The sequence below is a fragment of the Flavobacterium sp. N1736 genome (assembly GCF_025947065.1).
GTDB lineage: Bacteria > Bacteroidota > Bacteroidia > Flavobacteriales > Flavobacteriaceae > Flavobacterium.
In genome coordinates, this window is the sequence record NZ_CP109994.1 from 4412420 (window position 1) to 4431696 (window position 19277).

At 33.3% G+C, this 19277-nt stretch carries 17 protein-coding genes; 8 read left to right on the plus strand and 9 right to left on the minus strand.

Annotation, left to right across the window (positions count from 1 at the left end):
• Positions 1-189: 189 nt before the first annotated feature.
• Positions 190-672, minus strand: coding sequence for a dihydrofolate reductase (locus OLM54_RS18735; RefSeq protein ID WP_264536072.1), 483 nt, complete (start codon positions 670-672; stop codon positions 190-192).
• A gap of 11 nt (positions 673-683) precedes the next feature.
• Entirely contained in the window at positions 684-1028 is a 345-nt protein-coding gene (locus OLM54_RS18740) for a 2TM domain-containing protein (RefSeq protein ID WP_264536073.1), read from the minus strand.
• A gap of 239 nt (positions 1029-1267) precedes the next feature.
• Between OLM54_RS18740 and OLM54_RS18745 the strand changes: the two genes are divergently transcribed.
• Entirely contained in the window at positions 1268-1564 is a 297-nt protein-coding gene (locus OLM54_RS18745) for an isoamylase early set domain-containing protein (protein WP_264536074.1), read from the plus strand.
• Between the two features lie 37 nt (positions 1565-1601).
• Here the strand turns inward: OLM54_RS18745 and OLM54_RS18750 are convergent, their stop codons facing one another.
• The 4 genes from OLM54_RS18750 to OLM54_RS18765 all read right to left on the minus strand — a co-directional run bounded on the left by OLM54_RS18750 (position 1602) and on the right by OLM54_RS18765 (position 5112).
• The gene (locus OLM54_RS18750; RefSeq protein WP_264536075.1) at positions 1602-2453 is read right to left on the minus strand and encodes a thymidylate synthase; all 852 of its coding nucleotides are present in this window, start codon (positions 2451-2453) and stop codon (positions 1602-1604) included.
• Positions 2454-2527: 74 nt separating this feature from the next.
• Complete coding sequence (locus OLM54_RS18755; RefSeq protein ID WP_059114911.1) at positions 2528-3151, minus strand: bifunctional nuclease family protein; 624 nt, start codon at positions 3149-3151, stop codon at positions 2528-2530.
• 164 nt (positions 3152-3315) lie between these two features.
• Entirely contained in the window at positions 3316-4284 is a 969-nt protein-coding gene (locus OLM54_RS18760; protein ID WP_264536076.1) for an electron transfer flavoprotein subunit alpha/FixB family protein, read from the minus strand.
• 81 nt (positions 4285-4365) lie between these two features.
• On the minus strand, positions 4366-5112 hold the full coding sequence (locus OLM54_RS18765; protein WP_264536077.1) for an electron transfer flavoprotein subunit beta/FixA family protein: 747 nt from the start codon (positions 5110-5112) through the stop codon (positions 4366-4368).
• 482 nt (positions 5113-5594) lie between these two features.
• On the opposite strand from OLM54_RS18765, the gene OLM54_RS18770 reads away from it, so the two are divergent.
• The 5 genes from OLM54_RS18770 to OLM54_RS18790 all read left to right on the plus strand — a co-directional run bounded on the left by OLM54_RS18770 (position 5595) and on the right by OLM54_RS18790 (position 13333).
• Positions 5595-6572, plus strand: coding sequence for a pyruvate dehydrogenase complex E1 component subunit beta (locus OLM54_RS18770; RefSeq protein ID WP_042566137.1), 978 nt, complete (start codon positions 5595-5597; stop codon positions 6570-6572).
• 70 nt (positions 6573-6642) lie between these two features.
• Entirely contained in the window at positions 6643-9144 is a 2502-nt protein-coding gene (locus tag OLM54_RS18775) for a DUF5686 and carboxypeptidase-like regulatory domain-containing protein (RefSeq protein ID WP_264536078.1), read from the plus strand.
• Between the two features lie 285 nt (positions 9145-9429).
• A complete protein-coding gene (locus OLM54_RS18780; RefSeq protein ID WP_264536079.1) occupies positions 9430-10029 on the plus strand; it encodes a DNA-3-methyladenine glycosylase family protein in 600 nt (199 codons plus the stop codon).
• A gap of 110 nt (positions 10030-10139) precedes the next feature.
• On the plus strand, positions 10140-10670 hold the full coding sequence (locus tag OLM54_RS18785) for an inorganic diphosphatase (protein WP_264536080.1): 531 nt from the start codon (positions 10140-10142) through the stop codon (positions 10668-10670).
• Positions 10671-10783: 113 nt separating this feature from the next.
• The gene (locus OLM54_RS18790; RefSeq protein WP_264536081.1) at positions 10784-13333 is read left to right on the plus strand and encodes a sodium-translocating pyrophosphatase; all 2550 of its coding nucleotides are present in this window, start codon (positions 10784-10786) and stop codon (positions 13331-13333) included.
• 91 nt (positions 13334-13424) lie between these two features.
• On the opposite strand, the gene OLM54_RS18795 is transcribed toward OLM54_RS18790, so the two are convergent.
• The 3 genes from OLM54_RS18795 to OLM54_RS18805 form a co-directional block, all read right to left on the minus strand.
• Positions 13425-13595: a hypothetical protein gene (locus OLM54_RS18795; RefSeq protein WP_264536082.1), complete on the minus strand. Its 171-nt coding sequence runs from the start codon at positions 13593-13595 to the stop codon at positions 13425-13427.
• A gap of 364 nt (positions 13596-13959) precedes the next feature.
• Positions 13960-14574, minus strand: coding sequence for a deoxynucleoside kinase (locus OLM54_RS18800; RefSeq protein ID WP_026983862.1), 615 nt, complete (start codon positions 14572-14574; stop codon positions 13960-13962).
• Entirely contained in the window at positions 14574-15383 is an 810-nt protein-coding gene (locus OLM54_RS18805; protein WP_264536083.1) for a hypothetical protein, read from the minus strand. Before OLM54_RS18805 ends, OLM54_RS18800 begins: the two co-directional genes overlap by 1 nt.
• Positions 15384-15616: 233 nt before the next feature.
• Between OLM54_RS18805 and OLM54_RS18810 the strand changes: the two genes are divergently transcribed.
• Both OLM54_RS18810 and OLM54_RS18815 read left to right on the plus strand, forming a co-directional pair.
• A complete protein-coding gene (locus OLM54_RS18810) occupies positions 15617-16525 on the plus strand; it encodes a GLPGLI family protein (RefSeq protein WP_264536084.1) in 909 nt (302 codons plus the stop codon).
• 43 nt (positions 16526-16568) lie between these two features.
• Positions 16569-19256, plus strand: a complete 2688-nt coding sequence (locus OLM54_RS18815) for a carboxypeptidase-like regulatory domain-containing protein (RefSeq protein WP_264536085.1) — start codon at positions 16569-16571, stop codon at positions 19254-19256.
• The last annotated feature ends 21 nt before the right edge of the window (positions 19257-19277 follow it).

Genomic DNA, 19277 nt, shown 5'->3' on the forward strand with positions numbered 1-19277 from the left:
GTGGTATTTGGTATTAAAGACCTTTTTTGAGATTTATTCTCAAAAATCAAATCATTTATAACAATGGTTTTCAATTGTTTAACAATTGTAATTTACGTCATGTTATCAAATACTATTTCTTGAATAAGTCCTAAGCTAGAAATCATTTTTATTAAAGACATCCTCATTTATTTGAGGATGTTTTTTATTTTAACGTCTAATGTAAGTTTCATAAGTATAATCATAAAGATGTTTTTCATCTTTAAAATTCTCCTCAGATTCTACTAATTGCCAATCACTCTCTTTAATCTCAGGAAAAAACGCATCAGCATCAAAAGTATGATGCACCTTAGTGATTTCAATAATATCAGCATAAGGCAAACCTAAATTGTAAATTTCTCCACCGCCAATAATGTACGAATCTTCATTTTCAGGACATAATGCAATAGCTTTTTCAATACTGTTTACAACAATACAGCCTTCAGGTTTGTAATTTTCCTGACGTGTTATAACAATATGAGTTCTGTTTGGTAATGGTTTTGGAAAACTTTCAAAAGTTTTTCTTCCCATAATAATATGATGGTTGGTAGTAAGTTCTTTGAATCTTTTAAAATCGTTTGGCAAATGCCAAACCAAGTCATTGTTTTTGCCAAGCGCATTATTTTCGGCAACAGCCGCTATCATTATAATCATGGTATGATGAACTAAATTTTATTATCGGTATCCTCGTTTATTTTTGACTCCAATTGACTTATTCTTTTTTGCTGTAAAGCTACAAGTCGGTCAATTTGTTCTCTTTCCCATTTTTTATTCATGAATCTGTCCGTAATATAAACTTTTATAAAATGGAGAATAAAGATAAAAAGCCATATTGTTATGGCCCAGATACACCAATTTTGTTCGGTATTGGCACCTAAACCAAAAAATCTATTTCCTACAAACAGAAACAAGCTGCCTATTAAGAAAAGTACGAAGTGAAAATAAAGTACTTTCTTTTGTCTTAATCTTCTTCTGGCGTATTCGTATTGTTCGTGCACTTCTTTTTCCATATGACATAAAATGAGGTCATAAAGTTAAAATTTATTTTGGAAACACGCCATTTCAATTATGGAATATTTCATTTAAAATGAGTTCTCAATTCCAAATGCTAAAAAAAGTACGGTTAAAATTATGGATATCATTAAAATAATATTCGCTTTTTGCTATTATCATAAATCGATTACTCCCGTATAGAATGTATAGTTGAATTTGTGTAATTTAGATGTATCAATCTAAAAATTAAATAGTTATGTCTTTAAAAAAGCAATTTATCAAAACAAAGCCAGTTTGTAAAGTTACATTTTCTGTAGAAGCTAAAGACGCAAGCTCAGCTGCTGTAGTTGGAGATTTTAATAATTGGAATGTTGAGGAAGGAACTTTAAGTAAGTTAAAAAACGGAACTTTTAAAGCTACTTATGACTTAGTAAAGGATGCAATTTACGAGTTTAAGTATGTAATTGACGGAAGTTATGTAAATGATCCTGAAGCAGATTCATACAAATGGAATGATTATGCCGGAAGTGAAAATAGTGTTTTAGTTGTATAAAAAAATCCGCTTAAAACGAAGCGGATTTTTTTATAATTTATACAGCAACACTTCCTTTTATACCCGCATGCGGCTCATAATCTAAAAGTGTAAAATCGTTATAATCAAAATCAAAAATATTCTTGATCTCAGGATTTAAGATCATTTTAGGTAACGGTTTTGGTTCACGCGTCAACTGCAATTCTAATTGCTCAAAATGATTATTGTAAATGTGTGCGTCTCCAAAAGTGTGAATAAATTCGCCATATTCTAAATCGCAAACCTGTGCAATCATCATAGTTAATAATGCATAAGAAGCGATATTAAAAGGAACTCCTAAAAATATATCGGCACTTCTTTGATACAATTGACAAGATAATTTTTCTTTTGTTTCACCTTTTTCAATGTCAGGACTTGTTACATAAAACTGAAAAAACGCATGACATGGAGGTAAAGCAGCTTTGTTATTGGCGACATTTTCTTCAAATGATTTTTTGGTATCAGGTAAAACAGAAGGATTCCATGCAGAAACCAACATTCTTCGGCTGTTTGGATTTGTTTTTAGCTCCGTAATTAATTCAGAGATCTGATCAATTTCTTCACTATTCCAATTACGCCATTGATGTCCGTAAACAGGTCCCAAATCACCATTAGAATCTGCCCACGCATCCCATATTTTTACTCCGTTTTCCTGAAGATATTTAATATTGGTATCGCCTTTCAAAAACCAAAGTAATTCGTAAATGATCGATTTTAAGTGCAATTTTTTGGTTGTAACCATTGGGAAACCTTCACTTAAATCAAAACGCATCTGATAACCAAAAACACTCTTTGTTCCGGTTCCTGTTCGGTCACCTTTTTGGTTACCGTTTTCTAAAACATGTTTTACTAAATCTAAGTATTGCTTCATAATTGTTTATTCGGTTATTCGTTTAGTAGTTTGATCGATTTAACGAATCAACAGTTTAACGATTAAACATTGAATTATCTTTTCGAGATTTCGTCTCTAATTTTGGCCGCTTTTTCATAATCTTCCTGAGAAACTGCCTGATCTAAAAGCTCATTTAGTTCTTGTAAACTATGCTTCGCATAAACATCTCCAGATTGATTTGTTTCTTCTTCATGACCAAAAGTTTCCGGATTTGAAAGTACATCGTCAATTTCCTGAGAACCCTGATCAGTTTCTGCAGTATTTGATTTTAAATAAATTCCGGCTTTATCCAAGATGTTTTTATAAGTAAAAATCGGAGCGTTAAAACGCAATGCCAATGCAATTGCATCAGAAGTTCTGGCATCGATAATTTCTTCTATTTTATCTCTTTCGCAAATTAAACTCGAATAAAAAACGCCATCAACCAGTTTGTGAATAATCACTTGCTTTACAACAATATCAAATCTTTCTGCGAAGTTTTTGAATAAATCGTGTGTTAATGGGCGTGGAGGTTTAATTTCTTTTTCTAAGGCAATAGCAATCGATTGGGCTTCAAAAGCGCCAATAACAATAGGTAATTTTCTTTCGCCATCGACTTCATTCAAAATTAAGGCATAAGCGCCATTTTGAGTTTGACTGTATGAAATTCCTTTTATGGATAATTTTACTAGACTCATATATAGTGGGTAAAAAGGGCACTTAATGCCACATTTTAATACTTTTTTTGATTAAAAAATAAAGGTGCAATTTTACTCAAAAAAAATGGAACAAAAAAGCTACCTAAAACAAAGATACGATTATCTTGTTTTTAGGCAGCTATATTTTTATAGAGAATTTTAAATTAAGAATGCTGTGCTTTAAAAGCTTTTAATTTCTCTGTTAGCTTAGGAATAATTTCAAAAGCGTCACCAACAATACCATAATCAGCTACTTTAAAGAAAGGCGCTTCAGGGTCACTATTGATCACAACTTTTACTTTTGACGAGTTGATACCCGCAATATGCTGAATCGCTCCTGAAATTCCAATTGCAATATATAAGTTTGTTGCAACCGGTTTTCCTGTTTGTCCAACGTGTTCGCTGTGAGGTCTCCATCCTAAATCAGAAACCGGTTTAGAACATGCCGTTGCAGCACCAAGTACAGCCGCTAAATCTTCTACTAATCCCCAGTTTTCAGGACCTTTCAATCCACGTCCGCCAGAAACTACGATATCAGCATCAGCGATAGAAACCTTTCCTGTAACTTTTTCTACAGAATCTACTTTTACACCAAAATCATTGTCTCCAATTGTTGGGTTAAAATCTTCTTCAGTTGCAGATCCTGCACTTTCAAAAATTCCATAAGAGTTTTTAGCAAGACCAAGAACTTTTACATCTGTATTGATTTCAGTAATATTGAATGCCTTGTTTGAGAAAGCGTTTCTTTTTACCTGAAAAGGAGAAGTGCTTAATGGTAATCCAACTACATTTGAAGCAAAACCAGCATTTAAAGCCACTGCAACTAATGATGAAAGATAAATACTATCTGTTGTAGAAGAAAGTAAAACTACTTTTGTTCCTTCTTTTTCAGCAGCTTGTTTGATCACATCGGCGTAAGCCTTAGCTGTAAAACCTGCTAATTTATCGTTGTTTACTTTTAGAACTTTATCAACCCCGTATTTATATAATTCGCTTACGTCGCTAGTGTTAATAGTTAAAGCGGTTACGGTAGTTCCTAAAGATTCAGCCACTTTTTTAGCGTAAGAAGCTAATTCAAAAGCAACTTTTTTAAATTTTCCTTCTGCAGATTCTGCATATATTAATATTGACATAATTTTTTTGTTTAAAAGTTATGAGTTTAAAGTTTCAGGTTTAAAGTTTCAAGTTCATAAACTGAGACTGAAAACTAATTACTAGATTACTTTCGCCTCGTTGTGTAATAAATTGATTAACTCATCTAAATTATCAGGAGAAATTAATTTCACTGCTGATTTTGGAGCTGGTTTTTCAAATTTCACCGCTTTTGTATTTACAGGAGCATCAACCGGCTCAAGAATAGTAAGCGCTTTAGTTCTTGCAGTCATAATTCCTCTCATGTTTGGAATGCGAAGATCTTTTTCTTCAACAAGACCTTTTTGTCCGCCAATAATTAATGGTAAAGTTGTACTTACAGTTTCTTTTCCACCATCGATTTCACGAACAGCTTTTACATTATTGCCATCCACAGTTAAAGAAGTACAAGAGTTTAAAAAGTTAGAGCCAGTAATTCCTGCGATCATTCCGGGAACCATTCCACCATTATAATCAAGAGATTCTTTTCCGGCAATTACTAAATCGTATCCGCCAGTTTTAATTACTTCGGCCAATTGTTTTGCAACAAAAAAACCATCAGTTGGATTTGCATTTACGCGAATAGCTTCGTTTGCACCAATTGCCAAAGCTTTACGTAAAGTTGGCTCAGTGTCCGGACCTCCAACATTTACTACAGTTACAGTAGCGCCTTGTTGTTCCTGAAACCAAATGGCACGTGTTAAACCAAACTCATCATTAGGATTAATAACATATTGTACACCGTTGGTATCGAATTCTGAGTCACCATTGGAAAAGTTAATTTTTGAAGTAGTATCAGGCACATGGCTGATGCAAACTAATATTTTCATAAGTATATATTTTATAATTTATAATATGCTTTGACAAATTTAGAAATTAAAATCGGAATAATATACTATGCATGCATAATATTTTTTTAAAACTATTACGTTTTCGAAGATTATGGATTTTTAGTGCTTTTTCATCCGAAAATGAAAATGGAAATACACGTATTGATGCTGATTCTTAGCAATCTTGCAATTTAGGATGTCAGAACTATCGCTAATTATAAAGAAATTTCGGCTTTAATTTATTCAGAAGAATTACATTATTAAAATGTAAAATCAAACAAATAGGGTTAAGTTTGTCAAAAAAAAGATTTTTGTAATCGATAACACGAATTATATCGATTTCGTAAATGATAGAGTAATCGTTAATAAGTTAAAACCAAAGAGCAGAAAGAAGTTCATGTGATTTTAAATTCAATTTATGCTTTTAAGTTATTTAAAATATTTATTTTTGCTCTTCAGAAAATTCAACATACAATATAAATATGAGAACAATACAATTTAGAGAGGCCATTTGCGAAGCGATGAGCGAAGAAATGCGTCACGATGAATCCATATATTTAATGGGCGAAGAAGTTGCAGAATATAACGGAGCATACAAAGCTTCAAAAGGAATGCTTGCTGAGTTTGGCGAAAAAAGAGTAATCGATACTCCAATTGCTGAACTTGGTTTTACAGGAATTGCAGTAGGATCAGCTATGAACGGTTGTCGTCCTATTGTAGAGTATATGACATTCAACTTCTGTTTAGTAGGTATTGATCAAATTATAAATAATGCTGCTAAAATGCGTCAAATGACTGGTGGACAGTTTAATGTGCCAATCGTTTTTCGTGGACCAACTGCTTCTGCAGGTCAATTAGGAGCAACTCACTCACAAGCTTTAGAAAACTGGTTTGCTAATACTCCGGGACTTAAAGTTGTTGTACCTTCAACTCCTTATGATGCAAAAGGACTTTTAAAATCTGCAATTCGCGATAACGATCCCGTAATTTTTATGGAATCTGAGCAAATGTATGGTGATAAAGGTGAAGTGCCGGACGGAGAATACACAATTCCGTTAGGAGTTGCTGACATTAAACGTGAAGGAAAAGACGTTACGATCGTTTCTTTTGGAAAAATCATTAAAGAAGCTTTTATTGCTGCTGATGAATTAGCAAAAGAAGGAATTTCATGTGAAATTATCGATTTAAGAACAGTTCGTCCAATGGATAAAGACGCAATCTTAAAATCTGTTAAAAAAACAAACCGTTTAGTAATTTTAGAAGAAGCGTGGCCATTTGCAAGTATTTCTTCAGAAATCACGTATATAGTACAAGAACAAGCATTTGATTTTCTAGATGCGCCAATTCAACGTATTACAACTGCAGATACTCCTGCACCTTATTCACCAGTATTATTAAAAGACTGGTTGCCAAATGCAGGTGATGTAGTAAAAGCAGTTAAAAAAGTATTATACAAATAATACACATTTAAAATACTCACAAAACTTCATCATTCATAGTTAATCGATGAAGTTTTTTTTTGCCCAGACAATGAAAAGAATAATTGTACTCAGCCTATTTTTTGTATTCGCATTTGCGGCTATTGCTACTGCACAAACGAAAGTGAGTGGAATTGTTTTGGATAAATCAAACCAGCCTATTCCGTTTGCGAATGTTGTTTTTAAAGGTTCAAATACGGGAATAGTTTCTAATGAAGACGGACGTTTTTATCTGGAATCGCCAAATGATTATACTGCTTTATTAGTTACATCTGCAGGATTTTCAGACAAAGAAGTTCCATTAGAAAAAGCCGTAAATTATGATTTTAAAATTGTTTTAGGCGAAGCCGAAGCATTGAATGAAGTAGTGATTTTTACCGGAAAAACATCTAAAAAGAACAATCCGGCACTTGATATTTTGAGAAAAATCTGGGAAAGAAAACGTAAAAACGGTTTATATCTTTTTAATCAATATCAAATGCAAAAGTACGAGAAAGTCGAGTTTGACATGAACACGATTGATAGTGCTTTTATGAAGAATAAACTATTCAAAGGAATGGAGTTTGTTTTTGCCCACGTTGATACATCAGATGTTACCGGAAAAACATATTTGCCAATTTTCATCAACGAATCAGTTTACGATGTTTATGGTGATAATAGATTAAAGAAAGTAAAAGAGAATATAACCGGGAATAAAATGTCTGGTTTTAATGGCAATCAGCAGATTCTTTCCTTTGTAAAAGACCTTTATTCAGATTATAATATTTACGATAATCACCTTAAATTTTTTGATAAAAGTTTTACCAGTCCACTTTCAAGAACCGGAATTGATGTTTACAATTACGTCTTAAAAGACAGTGCATTTATTGATAAAAAATGGTGTTATAATATCGTTTTTTATCCAAGACGTAAAAACGAATTAACTTTTAAAGGTGATTTTTGGGTAAACGATTCTACTTTTGCGATCAAGAAAATTAATATGGGCGTTACTAAAAGTGCCAATATTAACTGGGTAAAAGATATTTATATCGAGCAGGAATTCGAGGTAGAAAACGATTCTGTTTTTCTGTTAACACGTGACTACATGATGTCTGATTTTGCTTTAAATAAAAAAGAAAAATCAAAAGGAGTCTACGGAAAACGTACCACATTATATCGAAATCACCAATTCAATATTCAAAAACCGGAAAAGTTTTATAAAGAAGAAGTCAATTTTATTGATAATGCTGTTTATGACCGACCACCTGAATTTTGGGAGGAAAATCGTTTTGAAAAATTAAATAAAGACGAAGCAGGAATCTATAAAATGCTGGATACTCTGCAAACAGTCAAAAGATTCAAGCAGCTTTATAGTTTAGTTTCCATTTTAGGCAGCGGTTATGTCGAGTTTAAAAACTTTGATTTTGGACCAATATTTTCAACATTCGGTTATAATGAAGTCGAAGGTTTACGAATACGTGCAGGAGGAAGAACCTATTTTGGACCAAACGATCCATGGCGTATTCAGGCTTATACCGCTTACGGTTTTGATGATCATAAATTCAAATACGGCGTTTCAGGAAAATGGATGGTTGATAAGAAAAAAAGAGTCATTATTTCTGGAGGAAACAGGCGCGATATTGAACAGATAGGAGCCAGTTTAACCACAACAAATGATATTTTAGGAAGAAGTTTTGCTTCTTCTGCCTTATTTACAACAGGAAGTAATGGTAAATTGACCAATATTAATTTGAGTAATATTTCGGTTGAAATGGAACCGATGAAAAATTTCGTTGTTCAGGCGGGACTTTCATACAGGACATTAGAATCAGCTTCGCCAACTTTTAGTTTAGATTATTACAGTACTTTGCCAACAGCTGCAAATCCTGCCGGAGTTATCCAAAGCGCAGTAACACAATCTGAAGCTAATATTCAGTTTGAGTATATGCCAAATCGTAAAACAATTGGTTTTGGAGTAGAACGTGATCTTGTCGACAGTCCATTCAGTCATTTCTTTGTAAACTTTAGTTATGGTTTAAAAGGAGTCTTAAATAGTGATTTCGCTTACGAGAAAATACAAGTATTCTATAAGCAGCCTATCATTATTGGACCATTAGGAAGATCAAATATTATTTTGGAAACCGGTAAAACATTTGGAACAATCCCGTTAGGATTAATGAGTGTAATTCCTGGAAACCAAACCTATTTTACAATTGAAAACACCTTTAGTAATTTGAATTTTTACGAATTCATAACAGATCAATACACCACTTTACAATGGAATCATGATTTTGGCGGAAGATTATTTGCCAGAGTTCCATTTATGAGAAAACTGAATTGGAGAGAATTTGTGGGTATAAAAGCAGTTCACGGAACTATTTCGAATGCCAACAGAGCAATTAATGCTTCAGATCAGCCCTATGTTGCACCTGAAAATGTATATTGGGAATATAACGCCGGAATTGGAAATATCTTTAAAGTGTTCAGAATCGATTTTTCCTGGAGAGGAAGTTATTTAAATGCTCCTGATGCTAATAAATTTGCCGTAAAAGGATCTTTCGGATTCTATTTCTAATAGAAAGGTACAAAGAATCAAAGTTACAAAGTCGCAAAGGTTTAATTCTTTGCGCTTTTTTTTGCGCAATATTTGTCATTCGACGGAAGGAGAAATCACACTAGAAAATAGCTTCAATAGTTTTCACGCAGATTTTACAAGATTTAAGCTGATTACCTCAGATTATATAAATACAGTTTGAAGAAAAAATCTGCTTAATCTGCCAAATCTGCGAGCAAAAAAACTTTACAACTTTGAGGGATTCTTTTTTTATTTAATTTTGATTTGAAGCTAAAATTCCAAATCATGCAAGAAGCCATCGATTTTCTATCAAACAAAAATCCAATCTTTCAGCAAATTATAGAAAAGTATGGATTACCAACAATTCCAAAACGCCCGCAAGGTTTTGAAACTTTGGTATTATTGATACTCGAACAGCAGGTTTCTGTAGATTCGGCGAAAGCCACATTTTTAAAAATCAAAGCATATACAACCTGCAATCCTGAAATGATGTCGGTTTTATCAGACGAAGAATTTAGAAATCTTGGTGTAAGTCGGCAAAAAACGAAGTATATTAAAATTTTGGCTGAAGCCGTTTTAAATAAAGAACTCGACATTGAAAGTTTCGCCACAAAACCTGCAAAACAAGTTCGGGAAGAACTCATTAAATTAAAAGGAATTGGAAATTGGACCATCGATATTTATTTAATGTTCTGTTTGCAAGAGCCGGATTTGATTCCTTTAGGCGATATTGCAGTCATAAATACAATCAAAGAATTACTTGATATTCACGACAAACAAGAAATGGAAATTCACGCTGAACAATGGAGCCCGTTTCGATCTTATGCAACATATTTGTTATGGCATTATTACCTAAATAAGCGAAACAGGAAAATTACATATTAAGTGTCTGTTATTTAAAAGAAAAGTACGTAGATTAATGCGGTTTTTTATTGTAAAAAAGGATTCTTTGGTTACTTTTGCAATCGCAATTATAGAAATAATAAAAAACGAAAATGACCGCAGACAAACTAACAACTTTCGATGTATTAATCGAAATACCACGAGGAAGTAGAAATAAATACGAGTACGATTTTGAAATTAAAAGAATGCGTTTCGACAGAATGTTATTCTCTTCAATGATGTACCCTGCAGATTACGGATTTATTCCGGAAACTCTGGCACTTGACGGAGATCCTCTTGATGTATTGGTTTTGATAAACGAACCAACTTTTCCCGGATGTGTTATAGAAGTAAAACCAATTGGTGTTTTCCATATGGCAGATGATAAAGGACCGGACGAAAAAATCATTTGTGTACCCGTTTCAGATCCAATCTGGAATTCATTAAATGATCTTTCTGATATAAACGGACACTTATTAAAAGAAATCGAGCATTTCTTCCAGGTTTATAAAGATCTTGAAAACAAAAAAGTAGATGTAGAAGGTTGGGGAGACGTAAAAGAGGCTTTTGCAATTATTGCAGAATGTACGAAGCGTTTTAACGATATTGAAAACAAACCAGAGGGATTATTTAGCATTAAATAATTTTTACCCTATTCTATTATAAAAAAAGCAATACTACCGTCAGGAGTATTGCTTTTTTGTTTAAATTCGTTTTAGTTAGTTTATTGACTATTAACCAAAACCATTACTATATTATGAATGCATTTATGATTTACTTGCCTATTGTTATGGCAATTTTAGGATTACTTTTCATGGGAATAAAAAGGACTTGGGTTTTAAAACAAGATGCAGGCGACGGAAAGATGAAAGAGATTTCAGATCACATTTACGAAGGTGCACTTGCATTTTTAAAAGCAGAATATCGATTACTGACTTTTTTCGTAATTGGCGCCAGTTTAGTTTTAGCCGGAATTTCTTTTATTGTTCCTACCACACATATATTAATAGTAGTAGCTTTTATTTTTGGAGCATTTTTCTCGGCTTTAGCCGGAAATATGGGAATGAAGATAGCCACTAAAACGAATGTTAGAACAACGCAGGCTGCACGTACAAGTTTGCCACAAGCATTGAAAGTTTCTTTTGGAGGCGGAACTGTTATGGGTTTAGGCGTTGCAGGTTTAGCTGTTTTAGGACTAACAGGATTTTTTATCATTTTCTTTCAAATATTCATGAATGGAGTTTGGACTTCATCAGAGGATATGACTAAAGTTCTGGAAACATTAGCAGGATTCTCGCTTGGTGCAGAATCTATTGCTTTGTTTGCCAGAGTTGGTGGAGGAATCTACACAAAAGCTGCCGATGTTGGTGCAGATTTAGTTGGTAAAGTAGAGGCCGGAATTCCGGAAGATGATCCTCGTAATCCTGCTACAATTGCAGATAACGTTGGAGATAATGTTGGAGACGTTGCCGGAATGGGAGCTGATTTATTTGGTTCGTATGTAGCAACCGTTTTAGCCGCAATGGTTTTAGGAAACTACGTTATTAAAGATATGGGCGGAAATATTCAGGATGTTTTCGGTGGAATCGGTCCAATTTTACTTCCAATGGCAATTGCCGGTTTCGGAATTTTATTTTCTATTATAGGAACTACATTAGTAAAAATCACGGATGACAATGCTAAAGAAGCACAAGTACAAAAAGCATTAAACATAGGAAACTGGGTTTCGATTGTATTAACTGCAATTGCCTGTTTCTTTTTAGTACAATATATGTTGCCTGAAACCATGCAAATGAGCTTTTTTGGAGAAGGTTCCAAAGATATTTCGTCAATGCGAGTTTTCTACGCCACTTTAGTTGGGTTAGTAGTTGGCGGAGCAATTTCATCAGTAACCGAATATTATACAGGATTAGGTACAAAACCCGTTATGGCAATTGTACAAAAATCATCAACAGGAGCAGGAACAAACGTAATTGCTGGTTTGGCAACAGGAATGATTTCTACGTTTCCAACAGTATTATTGTTCGCTGCTGCAATCTGGATTTCATACGCTTTAGCAGGATTTTACGGAGTTGCTTTAGCAGCCTCTGCAATGATGGCAACTACAGCCATGCAATTGGCAATTGATGCTTTTGGACCCATATCTGACAACGCAGGAGGAATTGCAGAAATGAGTGAATTGCCAAAAGAAGTTCGTACAAGAACAGATATTTTAGATTCAGTTGGAAATACAACAGCAGCAACCGGAAAAGGTTTTGCAATCGCATCTGCAGCTTTAACGTCATTAGCCTTATTTGCTGCTTATGTGACTTTTACAGGAATTGACGGAATCAATATTTTTAAAGCGCCAGTTTTAGCGATGTTATTTGTGGGTGGAATGATTCCTGTAGTTTTCTCGGCTTTAGCAATGAATTCTGTTGGAAAAGCAGCCATGGATATGGTATACGAAGTACGTCGCCAGTTTAAGGAAATTCCGGGAATTATGGAAGGAACCGGAAAACCGGAATACGGAAAATGTGTTGAAATCTCAACAAAAGCTGCTCTTCGAGAAATGATGCTGCCGGGAATTTTAACAATAGGTTTTCCAATTGCAATTGTACTTTTAGGAAAATTAGTTTACGCTGATAACAATCAGTTAATTGCTGAAATGTTAGGTGGATATATGGCCGGAGTTACTGTTTCAGGAGTTCTTTGGGCAGTTTTTCAAAACAATGCCGGGGGTGCCTGGGATAATGCGAAGAAATCTTTTGAAGCCGGAGTTTTAATCAACGGCGAAATGACTTATAAAGGTTCTGATGCGCACAAAGCAGCCGTAACCGGAGATACAGTTGGAGATCCGTTTAAAGATACATCAGGACCATCTATGAATATCCTTATAAAATTAACCTGTTTAATTGGTTTAGTAATTGCGCCAATTTTAGGAGAAGGACATTCAGCTTCAGGTTTAGCCGAAAAAAGCTCATGCTGTGCTAAAACTGAAATGCATGCAGGTGCTGCTTCTAAATGCGGAAACCTCGCAATGATGACTAAAGAAGAATGCATTAAAATGTGCAAAGAAAAAGGATGTTCAGCAGAAGAAACAGCAAAATGTTTAGCACATTATGACGCAAACGGAAAATATATCCATCAAAAAACAGATTGTTTTGATACTACGAAATACAGTAAAAACCGCTTAGAAGTTAATCTATCTACGATTAACGGAGTTACAACCGGAACTGTAACCAAAACAGAAAACGGTAAAACAACAACCGAAGTTTATGAAGGTACAGAAGCTGAAGTAAAAGCAAAAATTGAAGCTGCAAAATAAGAAACTTGGGAGCTTTGTCAAAGTTTAAAACTTTGACAAAGGTTTTAGATACAAAAATGCCTCTAAATTTTAGAGGCATTTTTTATGGTTTTTACTTTAGATCAGGAATTGGATAATGTATTAACTCATATTCTTCTATTAGTGTTACTAGATTTTCTAATTCTATAGCTTCATTTGTATTAGGTATAGCATCAAAAAGAATGTTTACTCTTTTTAAAGCTAAGTCATAATCCTGTTCTGTTTTAATTGGTTTTATATCCATAATTACAAAATTTTTAAAGAGTACGGCAAAATGCTAAAGTAAGAAATTAACCATAAAAAAGGAAGTTTATTACAGTTTTAAAACCAAGACTGTAAAGAACTTTAAAAAAAAATGCACACTCCTTAATGTTTTAATTATTAAGCAGCGGTGCTTTTTGTCATTCCGAGGAACGAGGAATCTCCGTAAGAAACTCCGTAACAAGAATTGCCAATCTTTATAGAGCAACTTGCGGAGATTCCTCGTTCCTCGGAATGACAAACTTGAGGGGTTTTGCGACAGTTGAGCTTTGAAGAATCTTTCACAAAAAAATGCCTCTAAATTTTTAGAGGCATTTTTTATTCGTGTAAATCCGTGAAATTCGTGTTTAAAACAATCCGTTCAATTCGGCATCAATTCTATTAATGATATTTCCTAAATCTTCCGGATTATCGACAAAATTGATATTGTCCACATCGATAATCAATAATTTTCCTTTTGTATATGTCTGAACCCAGGCTTCGTATCTTTCGTTGAGGCGGCTTAAATAATCAATAGAAATAGAGTTTTCGTACTCACGTCCGCGTTTGTGGATTTGTCCCACTAAATTAGGAATAGAACTTCTTAAATAGATTAATAAATCAGGAGCTTTTACCAATGATTCCATCAATTCGAAAAGAGAAGTATAATTTTCAAAATCGCGGCTTGTCATTAAGCCCATCGAATATAAATTGGGAGCAAAAATATAAGCATCTTCATAAATGGTTCTGTCCTGAATGATTTTTTTTCCGCTTTCGCGAATTTGCTGCACCTGACGGAATCTGCTGTTTAAGAAATAAATCTGCAAATTAAACGACCAACGCTCCATTTGATGGTAAAAATCATCTAAATACGGATTATCGACAACATCTTCGTAATGTGGTTCCCATTTAAAATGTTTGGCTAATAATTTAGTCAAAGTAGTTTTTCCAGCGCCTATGTTTCCTGCTATTGCTATGTGCATTACGGTATTACGATTTTATAATTGGTAATTTGTTTAGTTGTAAAAATAGATAAAATTTGGTGTTTGTAGCAGAATTTATCAAAGGTTTTTTCTAAAATGTCAATTTCAGAAATAGTGTTCGAATTTGTATCAGAAATGTCTTTAAAATACAACATATTAGCTCTGCTAAAAATGTATTGATGCGGATTAGTAATTTCTATTTTGTCAAAATCAGGGACTTTTCCCAAGGGAGTTGTTTTTCCAAAAATATCACAAGAGAACCAATTGTTTTTTTTATCAATCCAATAGAAAGTATTAAAATCAGTTTGGTAATATTTTATAGATTCTGTTAGTGGTGTAGAAACCGTTTTGTATTCATTTTTCAAATAATCAAAAAGACCAATTTGTTGGTTTAGCGTATTAAAAACCCATAATTGATTTTGGGTTGACATGCCAATTGCCGAAACTACAATTGGAATATTATTTTGAGAAAAATTAATTTCTGTCATTTTATTCAATTGATTGTCGAGTAAAACAACACTATTAAAATCTTCGTAGAATAAAACTATCTTTAAAGGATTCAGAATATCGACTTTGGTGATATTTCCCAATGAAACATTTTTGTATTCGAAAACTTCACTTCCTTTTACTTTGCTGAAAACGTTGTTTTTTATCTGATACGAATATCCAAAAGAATCATAACCCAGAAATTCGTCGACATCAATAGTATAATGAGAAATTGAAGTGGCAATTATCTTTTTGTTTTGTGAAAAAACAGAGAGAGAACAGGCGATAAATAATAAGAATAAAATACGCACTGTTTTGCTCATAAGATTAAGATTTGAGAAGAGCCAAATTACAAAAAACTACTCTACGAATTGTTTAATCGGATAGATTTAAGTGAATTTATTTTTTAAACGCTTCAAAAACGTAATTGTCTAAGTAATAGCTAATTTTATCTATATCTTACGGGTATTGATATATTTAACTTTCAGTATTTTAAAATTAATAATACATTTGAGTGTAAGTTTTATCGGATTTACTCAATTTTAAACAAAACGTAATGAAAAAAGTAATTTTATATATGTCTTTAATCCTTGTATTTACTCAAATGCAGGCACAAAAAGATTTTCAGGGAATGGCTGTTTATGAGTCAAAAACGCAAGCACCTAAATTTGAAGGAATGCGAGGCGGAAATCGTGATATTACGCCGGAAATGCAAAAGACGATGGAAGAGCGAATGAAAAAAATGCTGGAGAAAACATTTATTCTAAATTTTGATAAATCAGCTTCTATATATAAAGAAGAAGAAAAACTAGATGCACCGGGGCAACAAGGAGGCGGAATGAGAATAATGATGAATTCGTTTATGGGCGGCGGCGGAACTTTTTATAAAGATGTAAAAGCAAAAACATATACAGTTGATAAAGAGTTTATGGGAAAAGAATTTCTCGTTGTAGATTCTTTACCAAAATTAAACTGGAAAATGGAATCTGAAACAAAACAAATTGGCGGTTATACGTGTTACAAGGCAACAGCTGTAAAAGAGGCGAGTAAAACAGATTTTAGAAATTTCAGACCTAAAAATAACGACGATAAAAAACCGGAAGAAAAAAAGGATGAAACCAAAAAAACTTCCGGTGAAACGAAAACCAATTTTGAGGACAATTTTGAAATGCCAAAAGAAATTTTTGTAACGGCTTGGTATACACCGGAAATTCCGGTGAATCAGGGACCTGAAAATTATTGGGGTTTACCGGGTTTAATTTTAGAAGTAAATGATGGGAAAACAACAATTTTATGTTCGAAAGTTGTTTTGAATGCAAAAGAAAAAGCGGAGATAAAACCATCTAAAAAAGGAAAAGTGATTTCTCAGAAAGATTATGATGAAACCGTAATTAAAAAAATGGAAGAATTTAGGGAAATGAATCGTGGGCGCGCAGGCGGACCACCGCCTATGATGGGAAGATAAAACTTCAGACTTTTAAAATTTATACATTCTAATCATTTTTTTGATGAACAAAATACTTTGTTTTGCAGCCATTTTATTGACTTCTGTTTCCTTTTCTCAAAGTCTTCGTTTTGATGGTTTTATTCAGGATGGACAAAAAAATCCGCTGGAAATGGCGAATATCATGGCTGTAAATACGGCTACAAAAGCAATGGATTCTTATGGGATTACTAATGATAAAGGAAAATTTCAGCTGACTTTAAAACCCAATACAGCGTATTCGATCAAAGTGAGTTATCTTGGTATGAAATCGAAAGAAATCGCTATTTCGACCAAAACTGAAAATATTGTTCAAAACATTGTTATGGACGATGTTGGAATTGAACTTGAAGGTGTAGAAATCGTGCGCGAAATGCCTGTTTCGATAAGCGGTGATACTATTGTTTATAATGCTGATTCGTTTAAATCAGGAACAGAAAAAAAACTGGAAGATGTACTAAAAAAACTTCCGGGCGTTGAGGTAAATGCCGATGGTGAGATTGAAGTTGAAGGAAAAAAAGTAAGCAAATTAATGGTTGAAGGCAAAGATTTTTTTGACGGAGACACAAAACTTGGCGTAAAAAATATTCCTGCTGATGCGATCGATAAAATTCAGGTTTTAAGAAATTACAACGAAGTTGGCGCTTTAAAAGGTTTAGAAAACGATCAGGATAATGTGGCGATGAATATTAAACTGAAAGAAGGCAAAAAGAACTTTTGGTTTGGCGATGTTACAGCCGGAACCGGAGTTGGAGAACTCGACAGCCGTTATATTATTAACCCAAAATTGTTTTATTACAGCCCTAAATACAGTATTAATTTAATCACCAATTTTAATAATATTGGTGAATTACCGCTTACCGCGCAGGATTATTTTAAGTTTACCGGCGGATTTAAAAGCCTGATGAAAAAAGGCGGAAGCAATTTTAATATTTCATCAAATGATATTGGAATTTCGCTTTTAAGAAACAATCGCGCCAAGGAAATTGAGACAAAATTTGGAGCGACAAACTTTGCTTATTCCATTACAAAATCCTGGAATATTAGCGGTTTTGGAATTCTTTCGACATCAAAAACAGATCTGGAAACGAAGTCTCAAACCACGATTTTAGATTCTGGAGATCAGCAAAAACGTGATGAATTAACACATCAAAAAAATAATCTGGGTCTTTTTAAACTGAGTTCGACTTATAAACCAAATGATAGATTTCAATTTGATTATGACATCTTAACAAAATTATCAAAACAAAATGAAGACACGGATTTGCTTCGTGAATCTGTTGTTGATAATGTTTCGAATACAGAAACTATTTTAACGAATAAAAAGCAAGATCCAACATCTGTAAATCAAAATTTGAGTTTGTATTATACACAAAGCACTAAAAATATTTTTGCTTTTGAAATACAGCATTTATATCAGGACGAAAATCCGTTTTATAATGCTAATTTAAGAACTCAGCCTTTTGTTTTGTCGGGCTATACACCAAATCAGAATAGAAATGATTTAAATCAGGATCGGTTTGTAAAGACCAATAAAATCGATGCCAAACTCGATTACTATTATATGGTAACGCCAAAAAGCAATATCAACATTACATTAGGAAATACGTATTCATACCAAAATTTTAATTCTCATATGTTTCAAATTTTAGATAACGGAGATCGAAATGATCTGAATACGCCGGAAAACAATAATCAGGTAAACTATAATTTTGATGATGTGTTTTTGGGATTTCACTACAAAATATTGACGGGAAAATTTACTCTGACGCCAGGTTTCAGCGTGCATTCGTATGCGATGAAAAACACGCAATTAGGAACAGATTATTCGCAGAATTTCACAAAAATACTGCCGGACTTTTTTGCTCTTTATCAAATTAAAAAAGCAGAAACGCTGACTTATAATTTTTCTTTGACAAACGATTTTACAGATATTAATCAATTGGCAGCAGGTTATGTTCTGTCTGATTACAGTAGTTTGTTTAGAGGAAATCGTTTATTGGAAAATGCGACTTCGCAAGTGCATACACTTCGATATTTTAAATATAATATGTTTAATTTTGAAAATATTTTTGCCAATGCAACATATACAAAAAAAGTCGATGCCATAAAAACGGCAGCAGAATTTACCGGAATTAACCAATCATCGGTACCTTATAATTCTAATTTGGCAGACGAAACTTTCTCCGGAATGGGAAATTACGGACGTTCATTTTTAAAGAATTATAAAGCCTCTGTAAATGCAAGTTTCAATTGGTCAAAATTCAATAACATTCAAAATAAAGAATTGGCTACAACAGAAAGTTTTGTGCAGAGTTACACTGTAAAAGCTTCGACAAATTACAAAAACTTACCGAATATTGAATTTGGATACAATGCATTAATCAACAAATACAGCGGTTCAACCTATTTTACAGATAAGCCTTTTGCACGATTAGATTATTACTTTTTAAACAGTTTTTCGTTTGTTTCTGAATATGAGTTTTACCATTATTATAACGGCAATAAAACCGTCGATAACGAATATGATTTTTTAAGCGCAAGTTTAATTTATCAGAAAAAAGAGAGTAAATGGGAATATAAAATTTCGGCAACAAATCTGTTAAATACAAAGTATCTTAATGATGACAGCTTCTCACAATTTTCTACGAGAGTTTCACAATATACCGTTCAGCCGCGCTACATTATCTTTTCTATGAAGTATAATTTGTAGCATTTTAAGTATCAATTTTAG

Coding starts and splice junctions, on each gene's coding strand:
- OLM54_RS18735 (WP_264536072.1), bottom strand. CDS start 672: ATGATTATAATGATAGCGGCTGTTGCCGAAAATAATGCGCTTGGCAAA.
- OLM54_RS18740 (WP_264536073.1), bottom strand. CDS start 1,028: ATGGAAAAAGAAGTGCACGAACAATACGAATACGCCAGAAGAAGATTA.
- OLM54_RS18745 (WP_264536074.1), top strand. CDS start 1,268: ATGTCTTTAAAAAAGCAATTTATCAAAACAAAGCCAGTTTGTAAAGTT.
- OLM54_RS18750 (WP_264536075.1), bottom strand. CDS start 2,453: ATGAAGCAATACTTAGATTTAGTAAAACATGTTTTAGAAAACGGTAAC.
- OLM54_RS18755 (WP_059114911.1), bottom strand. CDS start 3,151: ATGAGTCTAGTAAAATTATCCATAAAAGGAATTTCATACAGTCAAACT.
- OLM54_RS18760 (WP_264536076.1), bottom strand. CDS start 4,284: ATGTCAATATTAATATATGCAGAATCTGCAGAAGGAAAATTTAAAAAA.
- OLM54_RS18765 (WP_264536077.1), bottom strand. CDS start 5,112: ATGAAAATATTAGTTTGCATCAGCCATGTGCCTGATACTACTTCAAAA.
- OLM54_RS18770 (WP_042566137.1), top strand. CDS start 5,595: ATGAGAACAATACAATTTAGAGAGGCCATTTGCGAAGCGATGAGCGAA.
- OLM54_RS18775 (WP_264536078.1), top strand. CDS start 6,643: ATGAAAAGAATAATTGTACTCAGCCTATTTTTTGTATTCGCATTTGCG.
- OLM54_RS18780 (WP_264536079.1), top strand. CDS start 9,430: ATGCAAGAAGCCATCGATTTTCTATCAAACAAAAATCCAATCTTTCAG.
- OLM54_RS18785 (WP_264536080.1), top strand. CDS start 10,140: ATGACCGCAGACAAACTAACAACTTTCGATGTATTAATCGAAATACCA.
- OLM54_RS18790 (WP_264536081.1), top strand. CDS start 10,784: ATGAATGCATTTATGATTTACTTGCCTATTGTTATGGCAATTTTAGGA.
- OLM54_RS18795 (WP_264536082.1), bottom strand. CDS start 13,595: ATGGATATAAAACCAATTAAAACAGAACAGGATTATGACTTAGCTTTA.
- OLM54_RS18800 (WP_026983862.1), bottom strand. CDS start 14,574: ATGCACATAGCAATAGCAGGAAACATAGGCGCTGGAAAAACTACTTTG.
- OLM54_RS18805 (WP_264536083.1), bottom strand. CDS start 15,383: ATGAGCAAAACAGTGCGTATTTTATTCTTATTATTTATCGCCTGTTCT.
- OLM54_RS18810 (WP_264536084.1), top strand. CDS start 15,617: ATGAAAAAAGTAATTTTATATATGTCTTTAATCCTTGTATTTACTCAA.
- OLM54_RS18815 (WP_264536085.1), top strand. CDS start 16,569: ATGAACAAAATACTTTGTTTTGCAGCCATTTTATTGACTTCTGTTTCC.